The sequence below is a fragment of the Pseudoalteromonas sp. Ps84H-4 genome (assembly GCF_024124645.1).
GTDB classification, from domain to species: Bacteria; Pseudomonadota; Gammaproteobacteria; order Enterobacterales; family Alteromonadaceae; genus Pseudoalteromonas; species Pseudoalteromonas lipolytica_C.
The window spans coordinates 98,856-122,454 of record NZ_JAMXSK010000004.1; the positions used below are offsets into that span (position 1 = coordinate 98,856).

Below are 23,599 nucleotides of genomic sequence, written 5' to 3' on the forward strand. Positions count from 1 at the left end.
TCGCGTAGGTCACTAGCCTAGCAGGACTAGCTCAGAGTGAGTGCTAACTATAGCACTCACTTTCCCAACCTGCAAAACTAGTAGTCGACTCCGGTATTCGGGGGTAAAACCGAATGCCGGACTTATCTGAGTGATAAGGTCGCGCAATCGTGTCTTTACGATTGGAAAACAAGTCACCGAGACATCAGTCATCGGCATTACGGAAACAAACAATTTCAGAGTTTTAGGTTTACCCCTGAAGAGTAGCGAGAAGGTAATTCATCGCATGCCTGTTGGGCGCTCTGTTGTTAAGTAGTTTCGCTTCAAAAGCTGAGGATGCAACCTTTATAAGGTTACTTCTGAACGCGTTTTCTAAATCTCGACGAGTTTACGACCTACGGGCGTAAGCTGTTGTAGTTATTGTCTCACCGCTTTGCTTCGGCACTTCGGTAGCGAGACCTGTTATACGGCTAACAGTAGCCTAGGGATAGTGCGATGCTGGTAACGGCATGGTGCAAAGCTTCCTGACAATGTACCCCTGTGTAAACGGTGTCTTAACTCGTGAGAGAGGGCATAGTTGGCTAACAATAAGCTAGCTGGGGGCTAGGCTGGGCAATATGGTTAACGTAAGTGAACTGTTGATAAATACCGTCAACCGCAAAGAGCGAAATATTGTTGATGCGCTCTGACCAAAAGGTACGTGGTCGGTTAATCCTTTTACATCTGGGATTACGCCGTCTTATGACCACCGGTAGATAGACAGAACCTACGTTGCTCGTGTAACTGCAATGGAACTCGGTAAGCCCGATTATTCGCCTGATTGCTGGTAACAGTAATACAGGCAGGCAATCCGTAAGGAGCGCTGTTGGATAAGCGGGTAAAGGATGTCTGACCAAGCGAAGGCTGAACTGTAATGGTTCGGATAGGGGTTCTAACTTTGCCCTAACTCGAAAGAGTGCCAAATTCAGACTGGTCTTTAATCGTGTGAAGGCGTGTAAAGCCATCTAACAAATTAACCCAAGCGGGGATTAGCTATCCCCGTAAGGGTTTGGCTTTTCTCCGTTTTGTGGTTATGGAGGAAAGCAAGATGAGTACGGAATGTATGTTCCATGTACCTGCGTTCTCCCACCAAGCAAACAGCTGGCATACCATTGATTGGTATTCGGTTGAGCACAAGGTGAGAGGGTTACAAGTACGGATCGCGAAGGCGACGAAGCAACAACAGTGGCGCAAGGTGAAAGCCCTGCAACGCATGTTGGTGCGCTCGTTTGCTGCCAAGGCATTGGCGGTTAAACGGGTGACTGAAAATCGAGGCAAAAGGACTGCCGGTGTCGATGGGGAGTTATGGAGTACACCTGACAGTAAATGGCTTGCGCTGTTTCGGTTAACGCGTAAGGGCTATAAGCCCAAACCGTTAAGGCGAGTGTATATTCCTAAAGCGAATGGCAAACACCGACCGCTCGGAATACCGACCATGCTCGATAGAGCCATGCAGGCGTTATACCTGCTGGCGCTAGAGCCTGTGTCGGAAACAATCGCCGATAGAAACAGCTATGGCTTTCGCCCGATGCGCTCAACGGCAGATGCGATTGAGCAATGCTTTGTGAATCTCAGTCGCAAGCATTCTGCCAAATGGGTGTTAGAAGGTGATATCAAAGGGTGCTTTGATAACATCAGTCATGACTGGTTACTCGCCAATATTCCATTGGATAAACGAGTACTCGGAAAATGGCTGAAAGCCGGTTATATGGAATCCGGTAAATTGAATCCGACTGAAGCAGGGACACCGCAAGGGGGAATTATTTCTCCTGTGTTGGCCAATATGGCGCTTGATGGTTTGGAAGCGGTACTCGAATCCCATTTTGGGAAGAAGAACACTAAAGCCAGCTACAAGACCAAGGTCAACTATGTGCGATATGCAGATGACTTCATTATTACCGGTATCTCACAAGAGTTGCTGGAAGATGAAGTAAAACCTCTCGTGGAAGCCTTTATGGCGGAACGAGGGCTGACGCTATCGCCGGAAAAAACGGTGATAACTCATATTGACGAAGGGTTTGACTTTTTGGGGCAAAACTTACGTAAGTACAAAGGCAAGCTTTTAATTAAGCCTAGCCGGAAGAACCTGCGGAAGTTCCTCCATAAAGTTAGAGACTTAATTAACGGAAACAAAACGGTGACGGCCGGTTTATTGATATACATGCTCAATCCTGTACTTCGGGGCTGGGCTAACTATCACAGGCACATTGTCGCCAAAGAAACCTTTAATTATGTCGATTATCGGGTTTGGAAAATGCTTTGGAAGTGGTGCCGACGGCGGCATAAAAACCGCCGTTTTCGCTGGGTTAAAGCGAAATACTTTAAAACAGTGGGTAAACGCAACTGGGTGTTTTCCGGTGAATGGGAGGAGTCGAAAATACTTCGCCTGTTCTCATGTAACGATGTGGTGATAAAGCGACATACCAAGATAAAGGCAGAGGCCAACCCTTATGACTTGGCATTTGAGGAATACTTCGAGCAGCGCCTAGAGCGAGCTTGGCGTGAATCAATGCAGGGCAAAAGGAAAGTGCTGATGCTCTGGCTCAGGCAGCAGCAATGCTGCACTATGTGCCGCCATAAAATTACCAAAGAAACAGGATGGAATATCCATCATATCGTGGAAAGGGTAAAAGGCGGTTCGGACGAGTTTGATAACTTGGTGTTGTTGCACCCTAATTGTCATAGGCAAATTCACAACTTAAGCATTTAAAATTTGACATTATATCATCATGATATAAGCTTATATTAGTTGGTTATATGAAGGCCAGCTGCAAAAGTAAATTTGTCATTTAAGGATAAAAAAGCAAGCGTGGAGCGGGATGCTAGGATGCCATGCTTTTTGATAATTAATTATATACGAGGAGTCTACATGACAACTTATGAAATACTTAAATTTATAAAGCAAAATACAATGGTAAGCTTGGTAAACAGCGAATCGCCGCTAGATTTTCAATTGTTCCAACATCTATACAATCAAGGTTTGATACAAGCAGTGATTAGTAAACCATTAGGAAAGAGTACATATGATTATCTTAACGCTAGACTTTCTCCGGAAGGGGAAATAAAGCTTAGAGAATCACAAAGTGCATAACTAATGAATAATTAGGTGTTGTTGCGCCCCCTCAATTGCCAGTAACAAATGCACTTGAGAGTAAAGGTAAACTTGACTGATTTAGTTTAGGTAAATATGATTTTAGTTACCAGAAATAAAGTAAGGAGATTTTTCTTGCAAACATTTTTGGATAACCCCGAATCATATGGCTGCTGGAACAGTTAGTCTTAACCAAAAGGGGCAAAGGGTAACAGGAGTGAGCGAGATGAGGGTTCCTCGCTTTGTTGAGTGTCACTTGACAAAGCTAGCTCAGACCAGCAGTTCCAGCTGCAGGTTTTGACTGTGATGGTTTTGAGGTTGGTTAAGTGAAAATTGAATCCTCAAAGCTCCCAACTTAAATCGCTGGTCTGTACTTAGGTACTGACTTATAAAGGCTTGAGCCGTATGCGGGGAAACTTGCTCGTACGGTTCTTAGGGGAGGGGTAGCCAGTAATAGCTGCTCCTTACCCGACATCATCCCCCAAAAATCTTGCTTAAAAAACCCAGCTTCGGCTGGGTTTTCTTTTAGCTATCAATTACTGACCACTCAGTTAACCAACTCCCTCACTATCGCAAACAAGTCACTTGGCAACATACCACGCTCACCATCGCGCTCAGCGGCGATATCACCCGCTTTCGCATGTAAGCAGACCCCTAGGCAGGCTGCTTGCTGGGTAGTTAGCCCCTGTGCGATAAGTGCCGCGATGATACCTGTTAAAACATCACCACTGCCGCCAACGGCAAGTGCAGGATTTCCATCTGTACACGCCCATGTTTGGTTCTTGTCTGCAATTAAACTGCCAGCACCTTTGAGTACACAAGTAGTGGTATAGCTGCGTGCAAGCTGCTTTACCGCATGAAAGCGATTTTCTTCAATATCGTTAGCGTGACAATTAAGCAGTCTTGCAGCCTCACCGGGGTGCGGTGTTATAACCGTATTGGCTAATGGAAATGAAGAAGCATGCTGAGCTATTAAATTAAGTGCATCAGCATCAATAACCAATGGCTTATTATTAGTAAAGCAATATTGCATGACCGTTTCAAAGGTTGTTTCGGACCACGCGTCCAGTCCAAGCCCAGGACCAATAGCAATACAACTCGCCCATTCTAGCGCACTAATTAAATGTGTATCGGTAACCATAATCTCAGGCCGCCCAATGCTCACTGGCAGAATAGAACTGCTATGGGTATACACTTTAACCATGCCCGCACCTGTGCGAAGAGCGGCTTCTGCAGTTAAACGAATTGCGCCTGCGGTGCCAGCATTACCACCAATGCACAGCAATTTACCATGACTGGTTTTATGGCTGTTGTTATCGCGCTTGGGAAGCCTCGACAGGGCCTTATAATTGATTAGCTCTGCAGTAGGTGTCGTCAATTGTAAAAAGGCATCTTGAATAGCTAAGTCTGCAAGCTCAAGCTCTCCTGTATGTGCTCGTCCTTGCCCAGTTACTAAACCTTGTTTAATTCCCACAAAGGTGACGGTGAGCGCTGCTTTTATTGCAACTCCCTGTACTACACCTGTGTCTGCATTAATGCCTGAGGGGAGGTCAATAGCAACAACTGGCACTTGGCTTTCGTTGGCTGCTTTAATTAATTGTGCGAATGGCTCTCGCACCTCGCTTTGAATACCCGTGCCGAGCAAGCCATCAATGATGATGTCAGCTGTTTTAATGGGGCTTAGATCTGCAGTAATTGTCCCACCTAATTCTAACCAAGCTTGCTGAGCGGTGAGCGCATCCCCTTTAAGGGGTTGCTCAGGTTTTGCTGCTATAACCGTCACCTGCATCCCAGCATGTTTAGCTAAGCGTGCCACAACATAGCCATCACCAGCGTTATTACCAACGCCAGTTAATACAACAAACTTTTTAGCATCAGGAAAGTTGTTAAGTAGATGCTGATAAGTCGCTTGTCCGGCCCGTTCCATTAGCTCATAAAGTGTTACACCACACCGTTTAGCTGCTGGGCCTTCATTTTCACGAACCTGTTTTGCTAAAAATACCTGCTGATTCATTATTATCCTTAACTTTATTCCCAATCTACACCTTTACTTTAGCAAGCGAGTTTACGCATAGAAACCTGTAATTCACCTTAAATTACTCGTTTATTGTATAGAGTGTTGCTATGTTTTTAAGCAGTTTATAAAAATAATAAAGGAAACAACAACGTGCTAAATAAAACAAACATCATGCTAGCGCTAATACTATGTAGCTGGTGGGCATTGCCCATTAAGGCGAGTGAATTATCGGTTCTACCAATGAAGGAACGCGCTGCTTTTATAGATAAAGTCACAGAGCTTAGGGTTAAAACGCTTTTGCCCTCGCTTATGAAGCAACATAATATTGATATGTGGCTTATGATTAGCCGCGAATACAATGAAGATCCTATTTTAAAAACCTTTCTACCGGCAACTTGGCTTTCTGCAAGGCGAACAACCATACTTGTTTTTGCACTCAATAAACAAGGCGAAGTTGACGCACTCGCAATAGCGCCCTACAGCATAGGCACTGTATTTAAAAAAGCATGGGACAAACAACAGCAGCCAGATCAATGGTTAGCCTTAGTTGAACTGATTGAGCAATATCAACCCAAAAATATCGCACTTAACACATCAAAAATCTGGGCTCACGCAGATGGACTCGTTGTTAGCGATTTTAATGCACTTAAAAGTGCTCTCCCAAATAAATACCTTAATAAACTGATTTCTGCAGAGCCCCTCGCGGTAGCTTGGCTAGAACAACGCATACCTGAAGAAATAGCAATGTATAAAAAAGCGGTCGCCATTGCGCATCGAATTATTGCTGAGGGGTTTTCAAGTAAAGTCATCACTGTCGGTAAAACTACAACTACAGATTTAACTTGGTGGTTTAGAGAGCGGGTAAGGGAATTAAAACTGCAAACATGGTTTCACCCAAGCGTCAGTATACAACGTGCCGATAAAACAACTTTTGACCATGAGACCAGTTTTAGTGAAGGTGATGAGCAAATCATTCAAGCAGGGGATCTGCTGCATGTTGATTTTGGTATTACCTATTTGCGTTTAAATACTGACACTCAACAACATGCTTATGTGTTAAAAGAAAATGAAACACAAGCACCCGAGTATTTAATAAACGCATTAAAACGCGGTAATCAATTGCAAGATATTTTTACTTCACATTTTGCAATCGGTAAAACCGGTAACGAAGTACTGAAAGAATCACGCGCCGAGGCAATTGCTAAAGGATTAAAGCCAACAATCTACACGCACCCAATTGGTTATCATGGCCACGCAGCAGGTACAACATTGGGCATGTGGGATTCTCAACAAGGTGTTGCTGGCGATGGTGACTACCCGCTTCACTTAAATACGGCGTATTCGATTGAGTTAAATAATGCTGTATATATAGAGCCTTGGAACAAAGAGATCCGTATTATGCTCGAAGAAGATGCTTTTTTTGATAGCTCTGGAGTTTGGTATCTTGATGGCAGACAAACAGAGTTGCTACTTATTAAGTAACTGAGGGTTCGCAGTTACGACTGCCACAACACTAAGCCTGAAATAAAAAACGGCGTGTAACATACATTACACGCCGTTTTTTTTAAGCTTGTGGCTACTTACTCTGTGTCTGGTAAGTTACGACCATAGAAGATTTCTTGCATCTCACGAGTTAACTTAGAACGAATTTCTTCTTCTTCGTCTTCTGAAAGATCTGCTGTAGAAACACCGAATAAATAAGTATTCAAGTCAGTTTCTTTTAGCATCATCTTAGTGTGAAACAAGTTCTCTTGATACACGTTTACGTCCATCATTTGGTACGCTTCTTTTGTATCTTCAGTCATGTAGTTCTGAATTGAGTTAATTGCGTGGTCGATATAGTGCTTAACACCATCCACATCACGCGTAAAACCACGTACGCGGTAGTCAATTGTTACAACATCAGACTCAAGGCTGTGAATTAAGAAGTTTAACGCTTTTAATGGCGAGATGATGCCACACGTTGATACTTCAATATCAGCACGGAACGTACAAATACCATCATCAGGATGTGCTTCTGGGTATGTGTGAACACAGATGTGGCTCTTGTCTAAGTGCGCAACAACAGTTTCAGGCAAAGGACCCGGCGCTTCATCAACGTCATAGGTAGTTTGCTGCTCAATTGGCTCTTCTGAGATCAGAATTGTCACACTGGCACCTTGCGGATCGTAATCTTGGCGAGAAACATTCAAGATGTTTGCACCAATAATATCCACAACTTCACCTAAAATATCGGTAAGGCGATCAGCACTATACTGTTCGTCGATATATTCAATATATTCTTTACGCTGTTGTTCAGTCTTTGCGTAACAAATATCGTAAATACTAAAGCTTAAGCTCTTAGTTAAGTTATTAAAGCCATGAAGCTTAATTTTATCGAAGGGTTTATTCATGCTAAACCAACCTTTAAACGAGTGAAACCTGCACCAGCAGAAATAAAAGTTCGCGGATTTTATACGAATTTCCCGCTCGGAAAAAGCGTTATTTTACCTGTTCTAGAACAACTTCGTGGCTATGCGTAATTTCTACTGATTTATCAAGCATTAAGGCTACAGAGCAATACTTTTCAGCAGACAATTGCACAGCTCTCGCAAGGTGTTTTTCAGAGACATTATCACCGGTAACCACAAAGTGTAGGTTAATCTTGGTAAACACGCGAGGTGCAGACTCAGCACGTTCAGCTGTTAGCTTCACTTGCACATCAGAGAATGATTGCTTTGCTTTTTTTAGAATGCTTACTACATCAACCGATGAGCAGCAACCTGCCGACATTAATACCATTTCCATTGGGCTTGGTGCTGCGCTATCGCTACCAGCATCAAAAACGACATTGTGGCCTGAGTTTGAAAGGCCAATGAAGGTATCACCCTCTACCCATTTTACATTCGCTTGCATTTATTTTGTCTCTTCAAGTTGTTTTGCTTGATTGTAAGCAAGTCACACTCAGATGCAAGAGATAAGCGGTAGGCCAAGGAGTAAAGCAGTTAATTGAGGATTTGCAGCTGCAAGCGCAAGCACGCTGATTGCGAACTTAAAAAGAGCGCTAACAGTGGCCGTTAAGCGCTTTCAGCCACGGCGTTATCAAATAAGTTTTTTACCAGTCCAGCAAACTCATCAATAAATGCATGCTGCTCAACGGTTACAGTGTGATTTGTAACGCTACTTAACACTTCTTGTAAGTCATACACAATGCCATCTACTTCGCGGACAATTTGGCTGCGTTGCTCAGTATTAAGCTCAGTGTGTTGTTCGCAAAGTAACATAACGTTTTCTGCTATCACGTCTTCAATCAGCTCTAACACTGTTGGAGCTCCTGGTTTAATTTGACCTGGCTTCTCAAAAAGCGCTAAATTTTGAGTGAGATACATGACAAGATCATCGTACCCTTGCCTATCTAAAACCATACGACTGCACACCTAATAAAAAACTATCTCTTTAGATTTAAGCAGAAAGCGCTTTTAATTGCTACCTTTGCTAGACATCTCATACAAAAAAAGCAGCCTAAGCTGCTTTTTATAATAATTTACGGTTATTAATCGATTTTTAAGCCTGGGCTCAATGTCGCTGGCATCGCTACTTTTTCAAGCTCTACCGAAGCAACAGGGTATGCACAATAATCAGCTGCATAGTAAGCACTTGCTCTGTGGTTACCCGATGCACCAATACCACCAAATGGTGCTGCACTTGATGCACCTGTGATTGGACGGTTCCAGTTTACGATACCTGCACGAATACGACGTAAGAAGTGATCGTAATCTGCTGCGCTGTCACTTAATAAACCGGCTGATAAGCCAAAGCTTGTGTCATTCGCTTTATCAATAGCGGCATCAAAGTCAGTAAAGCGGAACACTTTAAGCAGTGGTCCAAAGTGCTCTTCATCTGGGAAGTTAGCCACATCGGTACACTCTAAAATACCCGGTGTTACAAAGCCGGTATTTTCTTTGTGAGTAAGTTCAACTAACACTTCAGCACCAAGCTCAACAAGTTGCTTTTGCGCTGCAACCATTCCAGCTGCTGCTGCCGCAGAAATCATTGAACCCATGAAAGGCTGATCTTCTGCGTCGTAGTCACCTACTTTAATCGCTTTAGTCGCTTTAATAAGACCCGCTAAGATAGCATCACCCTGCTCGCCTTTTGGTAAAAACAGTTTACGCGCACAGGTACAGCGTTGACCGGTTGAGATAAACGCTGATTGGATAATATCGTGGATAGCCGCTTTAGTATCAGCAACATCAGTGACGATAAGCGGGTTATTCCCCCCCATCTCTAACGCTAGGATTTTACCCGGCTGACCAGCAAACTGCTCATGTAAAATATGACCAGTACGAGAAGAGCCCGTAAAGAATAAGCCATCAATACCTTTATGAGACGCAAGCGCTTTACCGGTTTCAACTTCACCTTGTACAAGATTGATAACACCTGCAGGAAGACCGGCTTTTTCCCATAACTTTAACGTTAACTCAGCAACAGCAGGCGTTAATTCTGACGGTTTAAATACCACGGTATTACCTGCTAATAATGCAGGCACAATATGACCATTTGGTAAGTGGCCAGGGAAGTTGTATGGACCAAATACTGCGACAACACCATGAGGTTTGTGACGGATCATCGCACGGCCTTGCGGCATTGGGTTTTCAACATCACCAGTACGCTCTAAAAATGCTTTTTCAGAGATAGCAATTTTACCCACCATAGCACCAGCTTCAGTACGCGTTTCCCAAAGTGGTTTACCGGTTTCTTGTGCAATCGCAACAGCGAGTTCTTCACTGTGCTCTTTTAGCGTTTCAGCAAATGTTTTTACAATCGCTAAACGCTCAGCAAATGATTTGTCAGCCCAGCTGTAAAATGCTTCACGTGCAGCAGACACAGCACTGTCTACTTGCTCAGCTGTTGCACTGTTTGCTTGCCAAATTACGTCGTTGTTTGCAGGGTTAACAGACTGAAAAGTATGACCAAGGCCTGCTTGCCATTGACCATTAATAAATTGCGCTGCATGAGTCATTAATATGTCTCCTGAATTCTATAGTTCTGCTAGTGATACTGAATCACCCGCTTCTAGGTGAAGTGCTTTTGCTAATTCACTTGAGATTGTGATGCTATCGGCATCGCATGGTAGGCTAACTTGAGTCACGGTTGCTCTAAAATCAGCAATTTTATCGTTTGCTAACAATACCGTGGTGTCGCCTTGGCTTTCACCAATTTCAACTTTGAATGTTTTGGCATTACGAATTGTAGCTATATTTTCGATCTTTGCTTCAACTGTTGGGCCTGCGTCAAAGATATCTACGTAACCGTTAAAGGTGAAACCTTCGTTCTTTAAAAGTTCAATAGCAGGACGCGTGTTAGCGTGCACTTGACCGATTACAGCTTGCGCATCTTTGCTCAATAAGTTGACGTAAATTGGATACTTAGGCATTAACTCAGCAATGAAAACCTTTTGACCAATCCCGGTGAGGTAGTCGGCAGTAGGAAAGTCCATTGAAAAAAAGTGCTCTTCTAACCATTGCCAGAATGGGCTTTCACCGTTTTCGTCTGATACACCACGCATCTCAGCAATCACAGTTTCAGCAAAGCGTTCTCTATGCTGGTTTATAAACATAAAACGCGCTTTTGAGAGTAATTTACCATTATTATTTTTACGGTAGCCATCTTTTAGGAATAACGTGCATAGCTCTGTTGCCCCTGTGTAATCATTACACAAGGTAAGAATATCAACAGCTTTGTATACATCAAGGGTCCGAGAAGAGTGAATCACTTTACTTAAGTGGTAGTGATAAAAAGCATCATCTAAACCAACAGCTGCTTCGATACCAGAAGTACCAACAACTTCACCAGTCTCGCTATCCTCAAGAACAAACAAGTAACCTTCATCACCTGGTTGTTGGGCAGCTTTTGCAAATGAGCTGACAGAATGATCTATTTTCTTTTGTAGCAATTGTTCATTATTAGGCAAAGATGTGAAGCCATGTCCTGACTCTACGGCAATCTTTACTAATGAAGCGTAATCATTTTGCTGAATTGGGCGAAGGATCATCATAAGTCCGCTTGCTCCCTTATAAATAACGGTAAATTAAGAAATGTGGGCAAGCTGTGCTTGCCCTGAGTTGGCAGTTAAGAAATTAACTATTAGCGACTTTAGCAACCGCTTTTTCAAAACGAGCCATACCTTCGCGGATATCAGCTTCTGGAATTACAAGTGACGGAGTGAAACGAACAACATCAACACCTGCAACTAAAGACATCACGCCTTCTTCTGTTGCTGCAACTAAGAACTCTTTTGCACGACCTTTAAATTGCTCTGTTACTACAGCACCAATTAATAGGCCTTCACCACGGATTTCAGTGAATACATTGTGCTTTTCGTTAATCGCCGTTAGTAACTCACGGAATAATGCCGACTTTTCTTTAACACCATTTAATACTTCTGGTGTATTTACTGTATCGAATGCCGCTTCTGCTACTGCACATGCAAGTGGGTTACCACCGTAAGTAGAACCATGAGTACCTACTTTTAAGTGCTTAGCAATATCAGTTGTGGTGATCATCGCACCGATTGGGAAACCACCACCTAACGCTTTGGCTGTAGTTAAGATATCTGGAGTTACGTTTAGACCTTGATAAGCATAAAGCTCACCAGTACGACCAACACCTGTTTGTACTTCATCAAAAATTAAAAGTGCATTGTGTTTAGTACACAGCTCACGTACACCTTCTACAAATTCTTTGGTTGGTGAAATGATACCGCCTTCACCTTGCAGAGGCTCCATCATTACCGCACACGTATTATCAGAGATAAGCGCTTCGAATGCTGCTAAGTCGTTATAGTCACAGTGCACGATATCGCCAGGTTTAGGACCAAAACCATCAGAGTATGCAGCTTGGCCACCTACCGTTACAGTGAAGAATGTACGACCGTGGAAACCTTTATTGAATGAGATAATTTGCGACTTTTGCTCGCCATAGTTATCAAGAGCAAAACGACGCGCTAATTTTAGTGCCGCTTCATTTGCTTCTGCGCCTGAGTTAGCAAAATATACTTTCTCTGCAAATGTTGCATCAGTTAGCTTTTTAGCTAGACGAAGTGCAGGCTCATTAGTCATTACATTTGATAAGTGCCAAATTTTCTCGCCTTGCTCTTTTAATGCACTTACAAGAGCTGGATGGCAGTGACCTAGACAGTTAACTGCGATACCACCAGCAAAATCGATAAATTCGCGACCTTCTTGGTCCCATACACGAGAGCCTTCGCCTCGAACAGGAATAACACTTGATGGTGCATAGTTAGGAACCATTACTTGATCAAATAATTCACGATTGACTGTCATTTTATATCCTCTTAATTGTAAGCACACGAAGAGTAAGGTGGCATCTTAAAGCTAAACTAAGCCATTTTAATTAGCCGATTGAGCTTAGCGTAAATTCACCAAAATTACTCTTTGGTTCAATTTTCATTCGTTCATTATTTCAGAAAATTTTCGTTCTGTCTCTTAGAAAACTTTCATGTAGCCCTTGAAAATAAAGGGCTCGAGATATTTTTTCATGGATAGTGAATAACTATTTGAAGGTTGTTTTTTAGACTAAATACGATAAAAAGGCGTGCTGCTAGTAAGCACCGCAGAACATGCTTACAGAAAAATTGTCAGTGAGGATTGATAAACAATGAATGAATAGTCGCAAAAAAATTAACATTTTTTTTAATTAATTTGGATATGGAAGCGATCAAAATTGCATTTTGCAAGCTGATCGAGCTCTTCTTGAGTGAAGTTAAAGTGCGCAAACCAATGCTCAGTTTCGTCTTGTTCAACTAATTGGTGCTCATTTAAACTTAAGTATTGAGCATAACAACGCGCTTTTAATATCACTTCTGTAAGTGGTAGGTACTCATCGTTTTTAGCTAGTGGCGTTGTTAATTGCTGCATCACCGCATTAAAGGGTAAATACTTAAATGACATTTGCTCAATAACAGTAGCGGTCACTTTCATTGACAGAGTTCTCAATAATGAGCTTAAAAACAAGGGATCTGGCTTAAGCTCTAAAAGTGCCGTGTGTAAGTCTTTCTTTTGTTCTTCACGCGCTTTTGCCACTTGTCGCTGCCAAACTCGCTCAAAGGTGCGTAAATACAAACGCACTAAAGCAATTTTGCCAACATCCAATAACATACCTAAGGTAAACGCGTGCACCTCGTTTACACCATTTAGTTTAGCAAGCTCTTGAGCCGCAATGGCACACGCCATCGAATTATCGCGTAAACGACGCTTTAATAATGGAAATGGTTCTGTACTGTGAGGCATCCAATGGCGAACCGCAAATGTAGGCACAACAAACTTTAAATTATCTAAACCAATATAACGCAGCGCTAATAATGGGTTATCAACTTGAACCGAGGTATGCTTGTTACGCTGCTTACGATAGAAAGGCAAATTAACAAAGGCAACCAACTCACGGCCTAACCAACTTAAATCTTTAACTAAAGGTTCAAGGCGACCAACCGATGCGGAGCGTACTGCTAATATTTCTAAAATCGCTGGAACACTATCTTGAATACCAATTGTTTCATGCACAACCGAGTCGACGTCTTCTAGCTGCTTGTTCATAGCTGCTTCTATGACTTGATGTAACTGCTTACTCGCCTGAGCACGGTACTTATGATGTGCTGTACTGCTTTTTTGTCGCTTCTTTTCGGCTGCAACTTCCACCTCTAATAAAGTGCGTTGCTCCATCGACTCACCGTAGTCAATCTCTAAGGTGTGAATATAACCAATTTGGCGCTGTGCAAAACTATGACCAAGCAATAGATCGTGGGCGCGTTCATTGAGCACCATCGAAGTCCTTTGTTGTCGTTTTTCTTCAGTAATTTGCACAGGGGTATTGTCAGTCATATTTGTTAATTCATTAGCCTAAGATTAGAAGCGAGTTAAAAAGTTAGCAAGTAATTCAAGTCCCTGCTGAGTCAAAATTGCTTCAGGATGAAACTGCACCCCTTCAAGCGCTAAATTAGCATGCATTAAACCCATTATTTCTTCGAAATCAGAATTTTGCTCAGTCCAAGCAGTGATTGTAAGGTCATTAGGTAAATGCTGCTTATCAACCACTAATGAATGATATCGGCAAACGGTAAGTGGGTTTGCTAACCCCTTAAACACCCCTTGGTTGTTATGTTTAACCAATGAAGTTTTGCCATGCATAACTCGTTTTGCTCTGACTACTTCAGCCCCAAGCGCCTGAGCAATAGTTTGATGCCCTAAGCAGATCCCAAGAATAGGCACTTCACCTTTTAGCTGTTCGACCACCTGTAACGAAATACCCGCTTCGTTGGGTGAACATGGGCCGGGTGAAAGAACAATATGTTCAGGATTGAGCTGTTTGATCTCTGCAATGCTGATCTCGTCATTACGTTTTACCAATACATCTTGATCTAAGCGCTGAAAATACTGCACTAAGTTGTAGGTAAACGAATCATAATTGTCGATCATTAACAGCATTGCGTGTAACCCAAAATTACTCAGTCAAAATAATGAAGGCGCATTTTAACCCAAGTGCTGCGAAATGTCGGCAAAAAATGGTTTATTCCTCAGCGATTAAATGCGCTGTAAGGTCAGCCCTTTCCTGCTCATTAAGTTTTTGCGAGCATTTGTTTGCAAAGTCGTAACGCACGAGTACAGTTTTACCAACGGCGCAGCAGTTATCTTGTTGCCATGCTTCTTGGCGAAGCACAAATGAGCTAGAGCCAATGTGCTCTACACTGGTTTTAACGGTTACATCGTGGCCATAAAACAACTCACCGACAAAGCTTACCTCAACCTTAGCAATGATCAATTTCCACTCATAAGGGTTTAGATCGGGGGTAAAAAACCTGAAAATAGGCGCTCGGGCGGCTTCAAACCATACAGGGAGTACGGTATTGTTGATATGCCCTAGCACATCAGTTTCGCTAAAACGAGGTGTGATAGTCTCAGTAAACATAGTAACCCTATAAAAAATATAAACTAAAGGTAGCTCATGACGGACTTTATTCGCGTATACGAAAACGCCCTCAGCAAAGAATTTTGCGACAACTTTATCACGGTATTTGAACAAAGCCCGCATTTAAAACAAGGCACTACCTCTGGCGGCGTGGATTTAGCAAAAAAAGACAGCCGCGATTTATATCTTAATAATCATCCAGAGTACGTTGAGCAACTTAAGCATATTCAGCAAACAACCGCCAGCCACATCTTTAAATACCTTGAAGAGCATATTTTCATGATGATAGGTGCATTTGGTTTAAAGGTTTATCATCCGAAAACAGGTCAGCCAGTTGATCTTACACAAGATAATTTTGAAGAAGTTGGCAAACCACAATTGCCATTACTCGTGCAGCAAATTTTCCGCCTTGGGCCTATTCAAGCACAAAAATACGATATCAATAAAGGGGGCTACCCGTATTGGCATAGCGAGGTATACCCACAACACGGTCATAACGAAGCCTTGCATCGCGTACTGTTATTTATGTTCTATCTAAATGATGTAGAAGAAGGTGGTGAAACTGAGTTTTACTATCAACAGCGTAAAATATCACCGAAACAGGGGTCGATGGTCGTAGCTCCGGGTTACTTTACCCATACGCACCGAGGTAATAAGCCCATTTCAAATGATAAGTATATTTTAACGTCGTGGGTTCTATTTAACCGTGCAGAGCAAATCTATGGGCAACCACAATCCTAGCGGTAAAAATCTAACTGACTGTTAGCTCTGTCAAATCGCAGCCCCTTCGGGCTGCTTCAAACTTATAGCTAAAAACTTAGCTTTAATTTTTTAGTAATTGATCAAATAAATCAAAAACCTTATCAAGCTCTTCAATTGTGTTGTAATGCATACAGCCAATGCGAACTACGCCGCCTGTCTCTAATACACCGAGTTGCTTACATAAGCCTTGCGCGTAGAAGTTACCATCCCACACACAAATATGTTGCTTCCCTAAAAATTCAGAAACAACACGCGGCTCGACGTCTTCAAAAGTTAAAGCAAAAGTCGGTGTGCGATTAGCAACACGCTCTAGATCATTAATACCAAACAGCTTAATGCTCGGGTAATCTGCTAAACGAGTTAAGAAATACTTACTTAATGCCATTTCGTGCTGTTTAGTGATAGCAAAGGCAGCCGCCAGTTTTTCTCGGCGTGAATGACTGTCATCAAGCTCACTAATTGCAGCAATGTAATCAACAGCAGCAATGAGACCAGCTAGCGCTTCAAAGCTTTGCGTACCCGTTTCCCAGCGACCTGGGGCAACATCTTTTGCAGGCTCAACTTTGTATGGTGTGAAACCTTCAAGGTGCTCACGTTTGCCATATACAATACCAAGATGAGGGCCAAAGAACTTGTATGCAGAGCACGCTAAAAAGTCGCAATCAAGTGCCTGTACGTCTACCAGCTCATGAGGTGCGTAATGAACGGCATCAACATAAACTAGCGCACCAACTGCATGAGCAAGCTCAACAATGCGTTTAATGTCATTAATTGAACCAGTAGTGTTTGATGCATACGTCACTGCAACAAGCTTTGTTTTGCTTGATAAAAGGCTTTCAAAGTGTGCCATATCTAAGCTGCAATCAGCTTCATTGATAAGAGCCGTTTTTACTGTTGCGCCCTTATCTTCAGCAGCTTGCTGCCAAGAAGAAACATTTGAGTAGTGATCAGCATTTGTGACAATAATCTCATCACCGGCAGTCCAACCACGCGAGATGGCACGACTAAAGCTGAACGTTAAGCTTGTCATGTTTGCACCAAACACGATTTGCTCTTTAGATGGGGCATTTAATAAATCGGCTGCTGCTTGGCGAGCGTTAGCCATTAACTCAACCGTTTTATCACTTGAGAAAAATGCACCACCTAAGTTCGAGTTGTAGTAACCCAAATAAGCAGTCATGGCACTTAAAACCGACTGTGGCACTTGCGAGCCACCCGGGCCATCAAGGAAAATCGGTGACTGACCAGCAACTTGTTGCATAAGTGCAGGAAATTGACGACGTAATTGCGTTAAGTTCATGATATACCCTTACGCAGTTAGTACGAAGCAATCAAGGTAACCTTCTTTGCTTGCGTCTAATTTATTCATTGGTGTTGCGTTGTGCCATACTTCACGGTCATTAATAAGCGCGAACATGCCGTCTTTAATTTCCATTTTGAAACAAGGCTCTGCTTGCTGATGTTCATAAACAAGTAGCTCACCACCTTCAAGGTTTTCGTGTGATACACCACATACACATACGTGATCAAAACCATCTTGGTGAACACCTTCAGGCGCAGCGGGTGTATCGCTGTCAATCGCAAGCATTCTAAATTGGTGAATTTCAATATCGCGATCATCGCTGATCCCCGTCATATCGCGGAACTGATTAACGATTTGCTTCATGCCATCAGTGGCTAATAAGCTATCTTCTAAATTTTCATAAGTACGCTCAACATTACCTTGGAAGGTATTGATTGAGTCATCCTGCACAAATGCTTTAGTTGGTTGTAGCTTTAATTCACCATCAACGACTTTGATTACTGAATAGCGACGCTTACGAAATTGACCATCGGCGTACGGATTCGCAGGTAGGTTAGCAAAAGAAGGCTTTACTGCGTCAATATGAGCTTGGCTTACAAAACGAAGTTGCAATAGATTCTGGTTGTTTAATTTTGTCATAACGATCTCGCCTTAATATGTTGAGAATATTGGCGAGGATTTTAATGCAATTGGTAGGAAATTTTTGCGTTATTATGTAAACAGCAATGATGATTTATGTAGCTTTAAGATCGAATTTAGAAGTAAATTAGAATTTTTATCTAAAATAAAAAGCCCGCTGGATGCGGGCTTTTTAGCTATTTAATTTTAATTAGAATTAAACGGCTTGCTGAACGATTACTTGGTCTGCCTTTTTAGTGTATTGAGGCATACGGTGGAAGTTCAGGTAACGATATGTATCAGCTGCAGTTGCATTGATCTTATCTGCATACTCTTGGTACTCAGCAGGTGTAGGTAGTTTACCTAAGATTGCCGCTACTGCAGCAAGCTCTGCTGATGCTAAGAATACGTTTGCGCCAGTACCTAGACGGTTAGGGAAGTTACGCGTAGAGGTAGACACAACCGTTGCTTTATCAGCAACTCGTGCTTGGTTACCCATACATAGTGAACACCCTGGAGTTTCGATACGCGCACCTACACGACCAAAGATACCGTAGTAACCTTCGTCAGTAAGTTGGTCTTTATCCATTTTCGTTGGTGGTGCAACCCAAAGTTGAGTTGGGATACGGCCACTGAAACCATCTAGTAGTTTACCTGCAGCACGGAAGTGACCGATGTTAGTCATACAAGAACCGATGAATACTTCATCGATTTTCTCGCCTGTTACGTCTGAAAGAAGACGTGCATCATCAGGGTCATTTGGAGCACAAAGGATTGGCTCTTTGATATCAGCTAGGTCGATTTCAAGTACGTGTTTGTACTCTGCATCAGCATCAGCTTCCATCAGCTCAGGGTTAGCTAACCACTCTTGCATTGCTGTGATACGACGCTCAATAGTACGAACATCACCGTAACCTTCAGAGATCATCCACTTAAGCATTACAATGTTTGACTCTAGGTATTCAGCGATAGACTCTTTAGAAAGTTTAACTGTACAACCTGCAGCTGAACGCTCAGCTGACGCATCAGAAAGTTCGAAAGCTTGCTCAACAGTTAGGTGCTCAACACCTTCGATTTCTAATACACGACCAGAGAATTCGTTGATCTTACCTTTCTTCTCAACTGTTAGAAGACCTTCTTTGATACCGTAATAAGGGATAGCATGTACTAGGTCACGTAATGTGATACCTGGCTGCATTTCGCCTTTAAAACGTACTAAGATTGACTCAGGCATATCAAGTGGCATTACACCTGTTGCTGCTGCGAATGCTACTGCACCAGAACCCGCTGGGAATGAAATACCTAGAGGGAAACGAGTATGCGAGTCACCACCAGTACCTACTGTATCTGGTAATAACATACGGTTTAACCATGAGTGGATTACACCGTCACCTGGACGTAGTGATACACCGCCACGGTTCATGATGAAATCAGGAAGTGTGTGGTGAGTGTTTACGTCGATTGGCTTAGGATAAGCTGATGTATGACAGAAAGACTGCATTGTTAAATCTGCAGAGAAACCTAAACACGCTAGATCTTTAAGTTCGTCACGCGTCATAGGACCTGTTGTATCTTGCGAGCCAACCGTTGTCATTTTCGGCTCACAGTATTGACCAGGACGTACGCCAGGCATGTTACATGCTTTACCAACCATCTTCTGAGCTAATGTGAAGCCTTTACCAGAATCAGTTACAAGGGCAGGTTTGCGGAAGATATCTTCAGCTTCCATACCTAGAGATGCACGCGCTTTATCAGTTAAACCACGACCGATGATCAGTGGAATACGACCGCCAGCACGCACTTCATCAAGAATTACGTCTGATTTAAGAGAGAAAGTAGAGATTACTTCATCTGTGCCGTGACGCTTAACAACACCTTCGTATGGGAAGATATCGATTTGGTCACCCATGTTTAGCTCATCAACAGGTAGTTCGATTGGTAATGCACCAGAGTCTTCCATTGTGTTGAAGAAGATAGGCGCGATTTTACCACCTAAACATACACCACCAACGCGTTTGTTTGGTACGTGAGGAATATCATCACCCATGAACCAAAGTACAGAGTTAGTTGCAGATTTACGAGAAGAACCCGTACCAACTACATCACCAACGTATGCAAGAGGTAAACCTTTAGTTTTAAGCTCTTCTAGCTGTGAAATTGGACCAACTTCACCTGGTTTGTCAGGGTTGATACCATCACGTTCGTTCTTCAGCATTGCTAAAGCGTGTAGTGGGATATCAGGACGTGACCATGCATCTGGAGCAGGTGAAAGGTCATCTGTGTTTGTTTCGCCCGTTACTTTGAATACGGTAACTGAGATTTTTTCAGCAACTGCAGGCTTGTTTACAAACCATTCTGCATTTGCCCAAGATTCGATTACTTGCTTAGCAAATTCGTTACCTGCTTTCGCTTTTTCTTCTACATCGTAGAAAGCATCGAACATTAATAATGTGTTTGATAAACCTTTAACAACGATTGGTGCTAACGCTTCGTCGTCTAGAAGTTCGATCATAGGTGCGATGTTGTAACCACCTAACATAGTACCAAGTAGCTCAGCTGCTTTTTCTTTTGATACAAGTGGTGAGCTCGCTTCGCCTTTTGCAACTGCAGCTAAGAAACCTGCTTTAATGTAAGCAGCATCATCAACACCTGGTGGTACGCGGTTAACAAGAAGGTCTACGATAAATTCTTCTTCACCTGCCGGTGGATTTTTGATTAGTTCAATAAGATCAGCCGTTTGCTGAGCATCTAGTGGCGCTGGTACGATACCTAACGCGGCACGTTCTTCTACGTGTTTACGATATTCTTGTAGCACAATATTGCCCTCTTGGTGACGTGAAAGTACTCGGTTCTATTAATCTAAATAGCAATTTTACCCAGTACTTATAGTATTCTGACGGTTAATTATAAAGCTTTTAAGTATAGATGAAAATCCATGCTGCGCTTAGGCACTTTATATTCAGTATAAATAACATGAATAGTACTAAAAAAAAAAGCTATTCTGATGAATATTTATTAAGAATCATTCCTATCTGTGTTTTAAAAGCAAAAAACCCAGCACTAGGCTGGGTTTTAAACTCTATGCAAAGTCTAACTATTAACGCTCTACTTTAACACGTTCAATAACTTTAACTTTTGCTTCTACACGACGGTTTTCTGCATGTGCTTCCGGCGTGTTAGCTGGATTTTTAAGACGCTCTTCACCATAACCAACTGTAGTTAGGCGCATCGCATCAATACCATCTTCAATAAGCTTCTTAGCGACTGCATCAGCACGTTTTTTCGATAACCACTTATTGTAATCTGCTTTACCAACAGATGAAGTGTGACCTTCTAATACAACATCAGTGCCTGGATGCTCTTTTAAGAATGCAGCTGCACTGTCAATATCATCTAAATATTGTTGTGAAACTTTAGATGTATTGTTAGGGAATGTGATTAGTAAGCTCTTCGTTACTTCACGGTCTTCGTATAATGTACAACCAGAAGCATCTACAGCATCTGTCATAGGTGTATTAGCGCATTGGTCATCTGCATCTGGAATGCTGTCGCCATCGCTATCAACTGGCTCAACCGGAACAGGTACAACTGCAGGTGCTGGCTCAACTGGCTCTGGTTCGCTTTGATCACCAAAGATATAGCTGAAACCTAATTTAGCACCAACATCAGTGTAGCCACGGTCAAGACCTTGGTATAAAGAAGTTTCTGCGTTAAATGCAAAGTTATCTGTAAAGTAGTGCTGGTAACCGGCACCCACGTTAGCAAACATTAAATCTTCATCAACAGCGTCAAGGTTTTTCAAACCGAAAATACCGTAGAATGGGCCACCGCCAAAGTGATACAAACCATCGATACCGTAACGCTTACCGCTTTCAGAACCACTCATTGTAGTTCCATCGTTGTCGGTCACGTTCCAATCGAAATCCATATCTGCGTATTCTAAGCGGGCACTCCAGTAGTCGCTAAAGCGATAACCAAGCTCTAAACCCCACCCTGTTGAGTCGTCTACGTCTAGGCCACCTGGCGGATAATCACGGATATTCTCCCATGAATTATCGTAGTAATCACCAAACGCACCAATATAAAAACCTTGTTTCTCGGCTGCGATTGTTGAGGCACTTGTTGCAGCAAGCGCTAAAGCAATTGTAAGTGGTTTCAGTTTCATGTTTCATTCCCTTCCATTTAAGATAACTTAAGGCCGTGTAGCCTACATTCCGTCAAGATAGTTGATGAGTAATTAATCCAAACTTAATAAACCCAAACAACATAATAAATTTTCTTAATTTAACAACACCAACTAAATACAGCGACGTAAAAAGAATCAATATAAATCCAACAATATTGATACTAAAAAAACATTACAGTAAAAATAATTATATTACCTAATAATTATTCTACAAGGTAACTAAAAAAGCTATAGCACAAATGGTTGATAGTTACTTTGATGATTCAAATCAATATTCACTTAAATTATCATTTAACAAAAAGGTACATTCTGAAGATTATTTTATTTAATCGAAAAATAATTATGTTCTTAAATTAAAAAAATAAAGCCGAACCAACTACTTGGCTCGGCTTTACTATTTTTAACTATTTATAAATATAGGAGTATTTACATATTTATAATAGTTTAGTCTTATTTACGAAGAACTTTTACACGTTCAACGCTTGTAATTTGCGCTTCTACACGACGGTTTTCAGCATGTGCTTCCAGTGTGTAGGCTTTATTTTTCAAACGCTCTTCACCGTATCCAACTGTCGAAATTCTATCTGCAGCGATACCGTCTTTGATAAGTTCATCAGCAACATCTTGTGCGCGCTTTTCTGAAAGCTTCATATTATAGTCAGCATCACCCACTGCAGAGGCGTGGCCTTCTAATACAACTGATGTGTCTTGGTTTTCTTTCATAAACGCAGCCACATCTGCAATATCGCTGAAGTATTTGTTTGGTACTTCTGCTACATCATGCGGGAAAGTAACTAACAAGGTGATAGTTGCTTCTTTTTCTTCGTATAATGTACAGCCTGTGCTATCTACTGCATCAGTCATTGGTGTGTTAGCACACTGATCATCAGCATCCATAACACCATCATTATCGCTATCAGTTGGAGCGCTAACAACCGGCGCAGGCTCTACTGGCTCAGATGAGCTTTGGTTACCGAAAATATAGCTGAAACCTAATTTAGCGCCAACATCAGTGTAACCACGATCAAGACCTTGATATAAAGACGTTTCAGCGTTAAATGCGAAATTGTCTGTAAAGTAGTGCTGATAACCGGCACCAACGTTAGCAAACGTTAAGTTTTCATCTAGAGCACTTAAGTTCTTAAGACCAAAAATACCATAGAATGGGCCGCCACCTAAGTGATATAAAGCATCAATACCGTAACGCTCGCCGCTTTCAGAGCCACTTGTTGAAGTACCATTAGCTAAATCTGCAGTCCAATCAAAGTCCATGTCTGCATATTCTAGACGCGCGCTCCAGTAATCACTGAAACGATAGCCTAACTCTAAGCCCCAACCAGTTGAGTCATCAACATTCAATCCACCTGGCGGATAATCACGAACATTTTCCCAAGAATTGTCGTAATAGTCGCCAAATGCGCCAATATAAAAACCTTCTTTTTCAGCAGCGAGGGCTGTAGAACTCGTTGCAGCCAGTGCTAACGCAATAGTAAGTGATTTTAGTTTCATTATTTCCTTCCCATTTTCACAATAAAGCTGTTTTCAGCTAATGTTTGTTGAGTATTTAAAAACTGTTGAGTAGCTCAAAAAATCAATCTTACGATAGTTCATAAGCCACAATTTTACTTATTTATTAATTAT

General features: G+C 42.2%; 19 protein-coding genes. 4 read left to right on the forward strand and 15 right to left on the reverse strand.

The genetic code is table 11. The annotated features are described in order from the left end of the window. Positions 1–1,066: 1,066 nt before the first annotated feature. The gene (ltrA, locus tag NH454_RS06085; RefSeq protein ID WP_253038527.1) at positions 1,067–2,728 is read left to right on the forward strand and encodes a group II intron reverse transcriptase/maturase; all 1,662 of its coding nucleotides are present in this window, start codon (positions 1,067–1,069) and stop codon (positions 2,726–2,728) included. A gap of 159 nt (positions 2,729–2,887) precedes the next feature. Next, a complete protein-coding gene (locus NH454_RS06090) occupies positions 2,888–3,109 on the forward strand; it encodes a hypothetical protein (RefSeq protein ID WP_253038529.1) in 222 nt (73 codons plus the stop codon). Between the two features lie 547 nt (positions 3,110–3,656). Here the strand turns inward: NH454_RS06090 and NH454_RS06095 are convergent. Further along, positions 3,657–5,126, reverse strand: coding sequence for an NAD(P)H-hydrate dehydratase (locus NH454_RS06095; RefSeq protein ID WP_253038568.1), 1,470 nt, complete (start codon positions 5,124–5,126; stop codon positions 3,657–3,659). 171 nt (positions 5,127–5,297) lie between these two features. Here NH454_RS06095 and NH454_RS06100 point away from each other — a divergent pair, with 171 nt between their 5' ends. Next, on the forward strand, positions 5,298–6,608 hold the full coding sequence (locus NH454_RS06100) for a M24 family metallopeptidase (protein WP_253038570.1): 1,311 nt from the start codon (positions 5,298–5,300) through the stop codon (positions 6,606–6,608). A 98-nt stretch (positions 6,609–6,706) separates the two neighbouring features. Here the strand turns inward: NH454_RS06100 and speD are convergent, their stop codons facing one another. The 9 genes from speD to NH454_RS06145 all read right to left on the reverse strand — a co-directional run bounded on the left by speD (position 6,707) and on the right by NH454_RS06145 (position 15,089). Next, a complete protein-coding gene (speD, locus tag NH454_RS06105) occupies positions 6,707–7,519 on the reverse strand; it encodes an adenosylmethionine decarboxylase (protein WP_063701590.1) in 813 nt (270 codons plus the stop codon). 88 nt (positions 7,520–7,607) lie between these two features. Beyond that, positions 7,608–8,021 (reverse strand): OsmC family protein, encoded by a 414-nt coding sequence (locus tag NH454_RS06110; RefSeq protein ID WP_138556679.1) that lies wholly within the window; start codon positions 8,019–8,021, stop codon positions 7,608–7,610. Between the two features lie 161 nt (positions 8,022–8,182). After that, a complete protein-coding gene (locus NH454_RS06115; protein ID WP_135923256.1) occupies positions 8,183–8,530 on the reverse strand; it encodes a DUF3802 family protein in 348 nt (115 codons plus the stop codon). A gap of 128 nt (positions 8,531–8,658) precedes the next feature. Beyond that, positions 8,659–10,128: a succinylglutamate-semialdehyde dehydrogenase gene (gene astD, locus NH454_RS06120; protein WP_199527636.1), complete on the reverse strand. Its 1,470-nt coding sequence runs from the start codon at positions 10,126–10,128 to the stop codon at positions 8,659–8,661. Positions 10,129–10,146: 18 nt separating this feature from the next. Beyond that, entirely contained in the window at positions 10,147–11,163 is a 1,017-nt protein-coding gene (gene astA / locus NH454_RS06125; protein ID WP_253038531.1) for an arginine N-succinyltransferase, read from the reverse strand. Between the two features lie 82 nt (positions 11,164–11,245). Further along, positions 11,246–12,451 (reverse strand): aspartate aminotransferase family protein, encoded by a 1,206-nt coding sequence (locus tag NH454_RS06130; protein ID WP_135923253.1) that lies wholly within the window; start codon positions 12,449–12,451, stop codon positions 11,246–11,248. Positions 12,452–12,820: 369 nt separating this feature from the next. Further along, positions 12,821–13,981 (reverse strand): HDOD domain-containing protein, encoded by a 1,161-nt coding sequence (locus tag NH454_RS06135; protein ID WP_138556718.1) that lies wholly within the window; start codon positions 13,979–13,981, stop codon positions 12,821–12,823. Positions 13,982–14,029: 48 nt separating this feature from the next. Further along, a complete protein-coding gene (locus tag NH454_RS06140; protein ID WP_138556676.1) occupies positions 14,030–14,608 on the reverse strand; it encodes an aminodeoxychorismate/anthranilate synthase component II in 579 nt (192 codons plus the stop codon). An 82-nt stretch (positions 14,609–14,690) separates the two neighbouring features. Continuing rightward, positions 14,691–15,089, reverse strand: a complete 399-nt coding sequence (locus tag NH454_RS06145) for a thioesterase family protein (protein ID WP_054552415.1) — start codon at positions 15,087–15,089, stop codon at positions 14,691–14,693. A 36-nt stretch (positions 15,090–15,125) separates the two neighbouring features. On the opposite strand from NH454_RS06145, the gene NH454_RS06150 reads away from it, so the two are divergent. After that, on the forward strand, positions 15,126–15,830 hold the full coding sequence (locus tag NH454_RS06150) for a 2OG-Fe(II) oxygenase (RefSeq protein ID WP_253038533.1): 705 nt from the start codon (positions 15,126–15,128) through the stop codon (positions 15,828–15,830). Between the two features lie 82 nt (positions 15,831–15,912). On the opposite strand, the gene NH454_RS06155 is transcribed toward NH454_RS06150, so the two are convergent. The 5 genes from NH454_RS06155 to NH454_RS06175 all read right to left on the reverse strand — a co-directional run bounded on the left by NH454_RS06155 (position 15,913) and on the right by NH454_RS06175 (position 23,467). After that, complete coding sequence (locus NH454_RS06155) at positions 15,913–17,151, reverse strand: cysteine desulfurase-like protein (protein ID WP_253038535.1); 1,239 nt, start codon at positions 17,149–17,151, stop codon at positions 15,913–15,915. Positions 17,152–17,160: 9 nt separating this feature from the next. Next, positions 17,161–17,793 (reverse strand): 2OG-Fe dioxygenase family protein, encoded by a 633-nt coding sequence (locus NH454_RS06160; protein ID WP_199527633.1) that lies wholly within the window; start codon positions 17,791–17,793, stop codon positions 17,161–17,163. Between the two features lie 196 nt (positions 17,794–17,989). Further along, positions 17,990–20,587, reverse strand: a complete 2,598-nt coding sequence (gene acnB, locus NH454_RS06165) for a bifunctional aconitate hydratase 2/2-methylisocitrate dehydratase (protein WP_135923248.1) — start codon at positions 20,585–20,587, stop codon at positions 17,990–17,992. Positions 20,588–20,869: 282 nt separating this feature from the next. Continuing rightward, the gene (locus NH454_RS06170; protein ID WP_135923247.1) at positions 20,870–21,937 is read right to left on the reverse strand and encodes an OmpA family protein; all 1,068 of its coding nucleotides are present in this window, start codon (positions 21,935–21,937) and stop codon (positions 20,870–20,872) included. Between the two features lie 471 nt (positions 21,938–22,408). After that, entirely contained in the window at positions 22,409–23,467 is a 1,059-nt protein-coding gene (locus NH454_RS06175) for an OmpA family protein (protein ID WP_135923246.1), read from the reverse strand. Positions 23,468–23,599: the final 132 nt, after the last annotated feature.

Excerpts from the sequence above, each read along its gene's own strand:
- NH454_RS06145 (WP_054552415.1), bottom strand. The coding sequence starts at position 15,089 with ATGTTTACTGAGACTATCACACCTCGTTTTAGCGAAACTGATGTGCTA.
- speD (WP_063701590.1), bottom strand. The coding sequence starts at position 7,519 with ATGAATAAACCCTTCGATAAAATTAAGCTTCATGGCTTTAATAACTTA.
- NH454_RS06160 (WP_199527633.1), bottom strand. The coding sequence starts at position 17,793 with ATGACAAAATTAAACAACCAGAATCTATTGCAACTTCGTTTTGTAAGC.
- NH454_RS06140 (WP_138556676.1), bottom strand. The coding sequence starts at position 14,608 with ATGCTGTTAATGATCGACAATTATGATTCGTTTACCTACAACTTAGTG.
- astD (WP_199527636.1), bottom strand. The coding sequence starts at position 10,128 with ATGACTCATGCAGCGCAATTTATTAATGGTCAATGGCAAGCAGGCCTT.
- NH454_RS06115 (WP_135923256.1), bottom strand. The coding sequence starts at position 8,530 with ATGGTTTTAGATAGGCAAGGGTACGATGATCTTGTCATGTATCTCACT.
- NH454_RS06150 (WP_253038533.1), top strand. The coding sequence starts at position 15,126 with ATGACGGACTTTATTCGCGTATACGAAAACGCCCTCAGCAAAGAATTT.
- NH454_RS06130 (WP_135923253.1), bottom strand. The coding sequence starts at position 12,451 with ATGACAGTCAATCGTGAATTATTTGATCAAGTAATGGTTCCTAACTAT.
- ltrA (WP_253038527.1), top strand. The coding sequence starts at position 1,067 with ATGAGTACGGAATGTATGTTCCATGTACCTGCGTTCTCCCACCAAGCA.
- NH454_RS06175 (WP_135923246.1), bottom strand. The coding sequence starts at position 23,467 with ATGAAACTAAAATCACTTACTATTGCGTTAGCACTGGCTGCAACGAGT.
- astA (WP_253038531.1), bottom strand. The coding sequence starts at position 11,163 with ATGATGATCCTTCGCCCAATTCAGCAAAATGATTACGCTTCATTAGTA.
- NH454_RS06155 (WP_253038535.1), bottom strand. The coding sequence starts at position 17,151 with ATGAACTTAACGCAATTACGTCGTCAATTTCCTGCACTTATGCAACAA.
- NH454_RS06090 (WP_253038529.1), top strand. The coding sequence starts at position 2,888 with ATGACAACTTATGAAATACTTAAATTTATAAAGCAAAATACAATGGTA.
- NH454_RS06170 (WP_135923247.1), bottom strand. The coding sequence starts at position 21,937 with ATGAAACTGAAACCACTTACAATTGCTTTAGCGCTTGCTGCAACAAGT.
- NH454_RS06100 (WP_253038570.1), top strand. The coding sequence starts at position 5,298 with ATGCTAGCGCTAATACTATGTAGCTGGTGGGCATTGCCCATTAAGGCG.
- NH454_RS06110 (WP_138556679.1), bottom strand. The coding sequence starts at position 8,021 with ATGCAAGCGAATGTAAAATGGGTAGAGGGTGATACCTTCATTGGCCTT.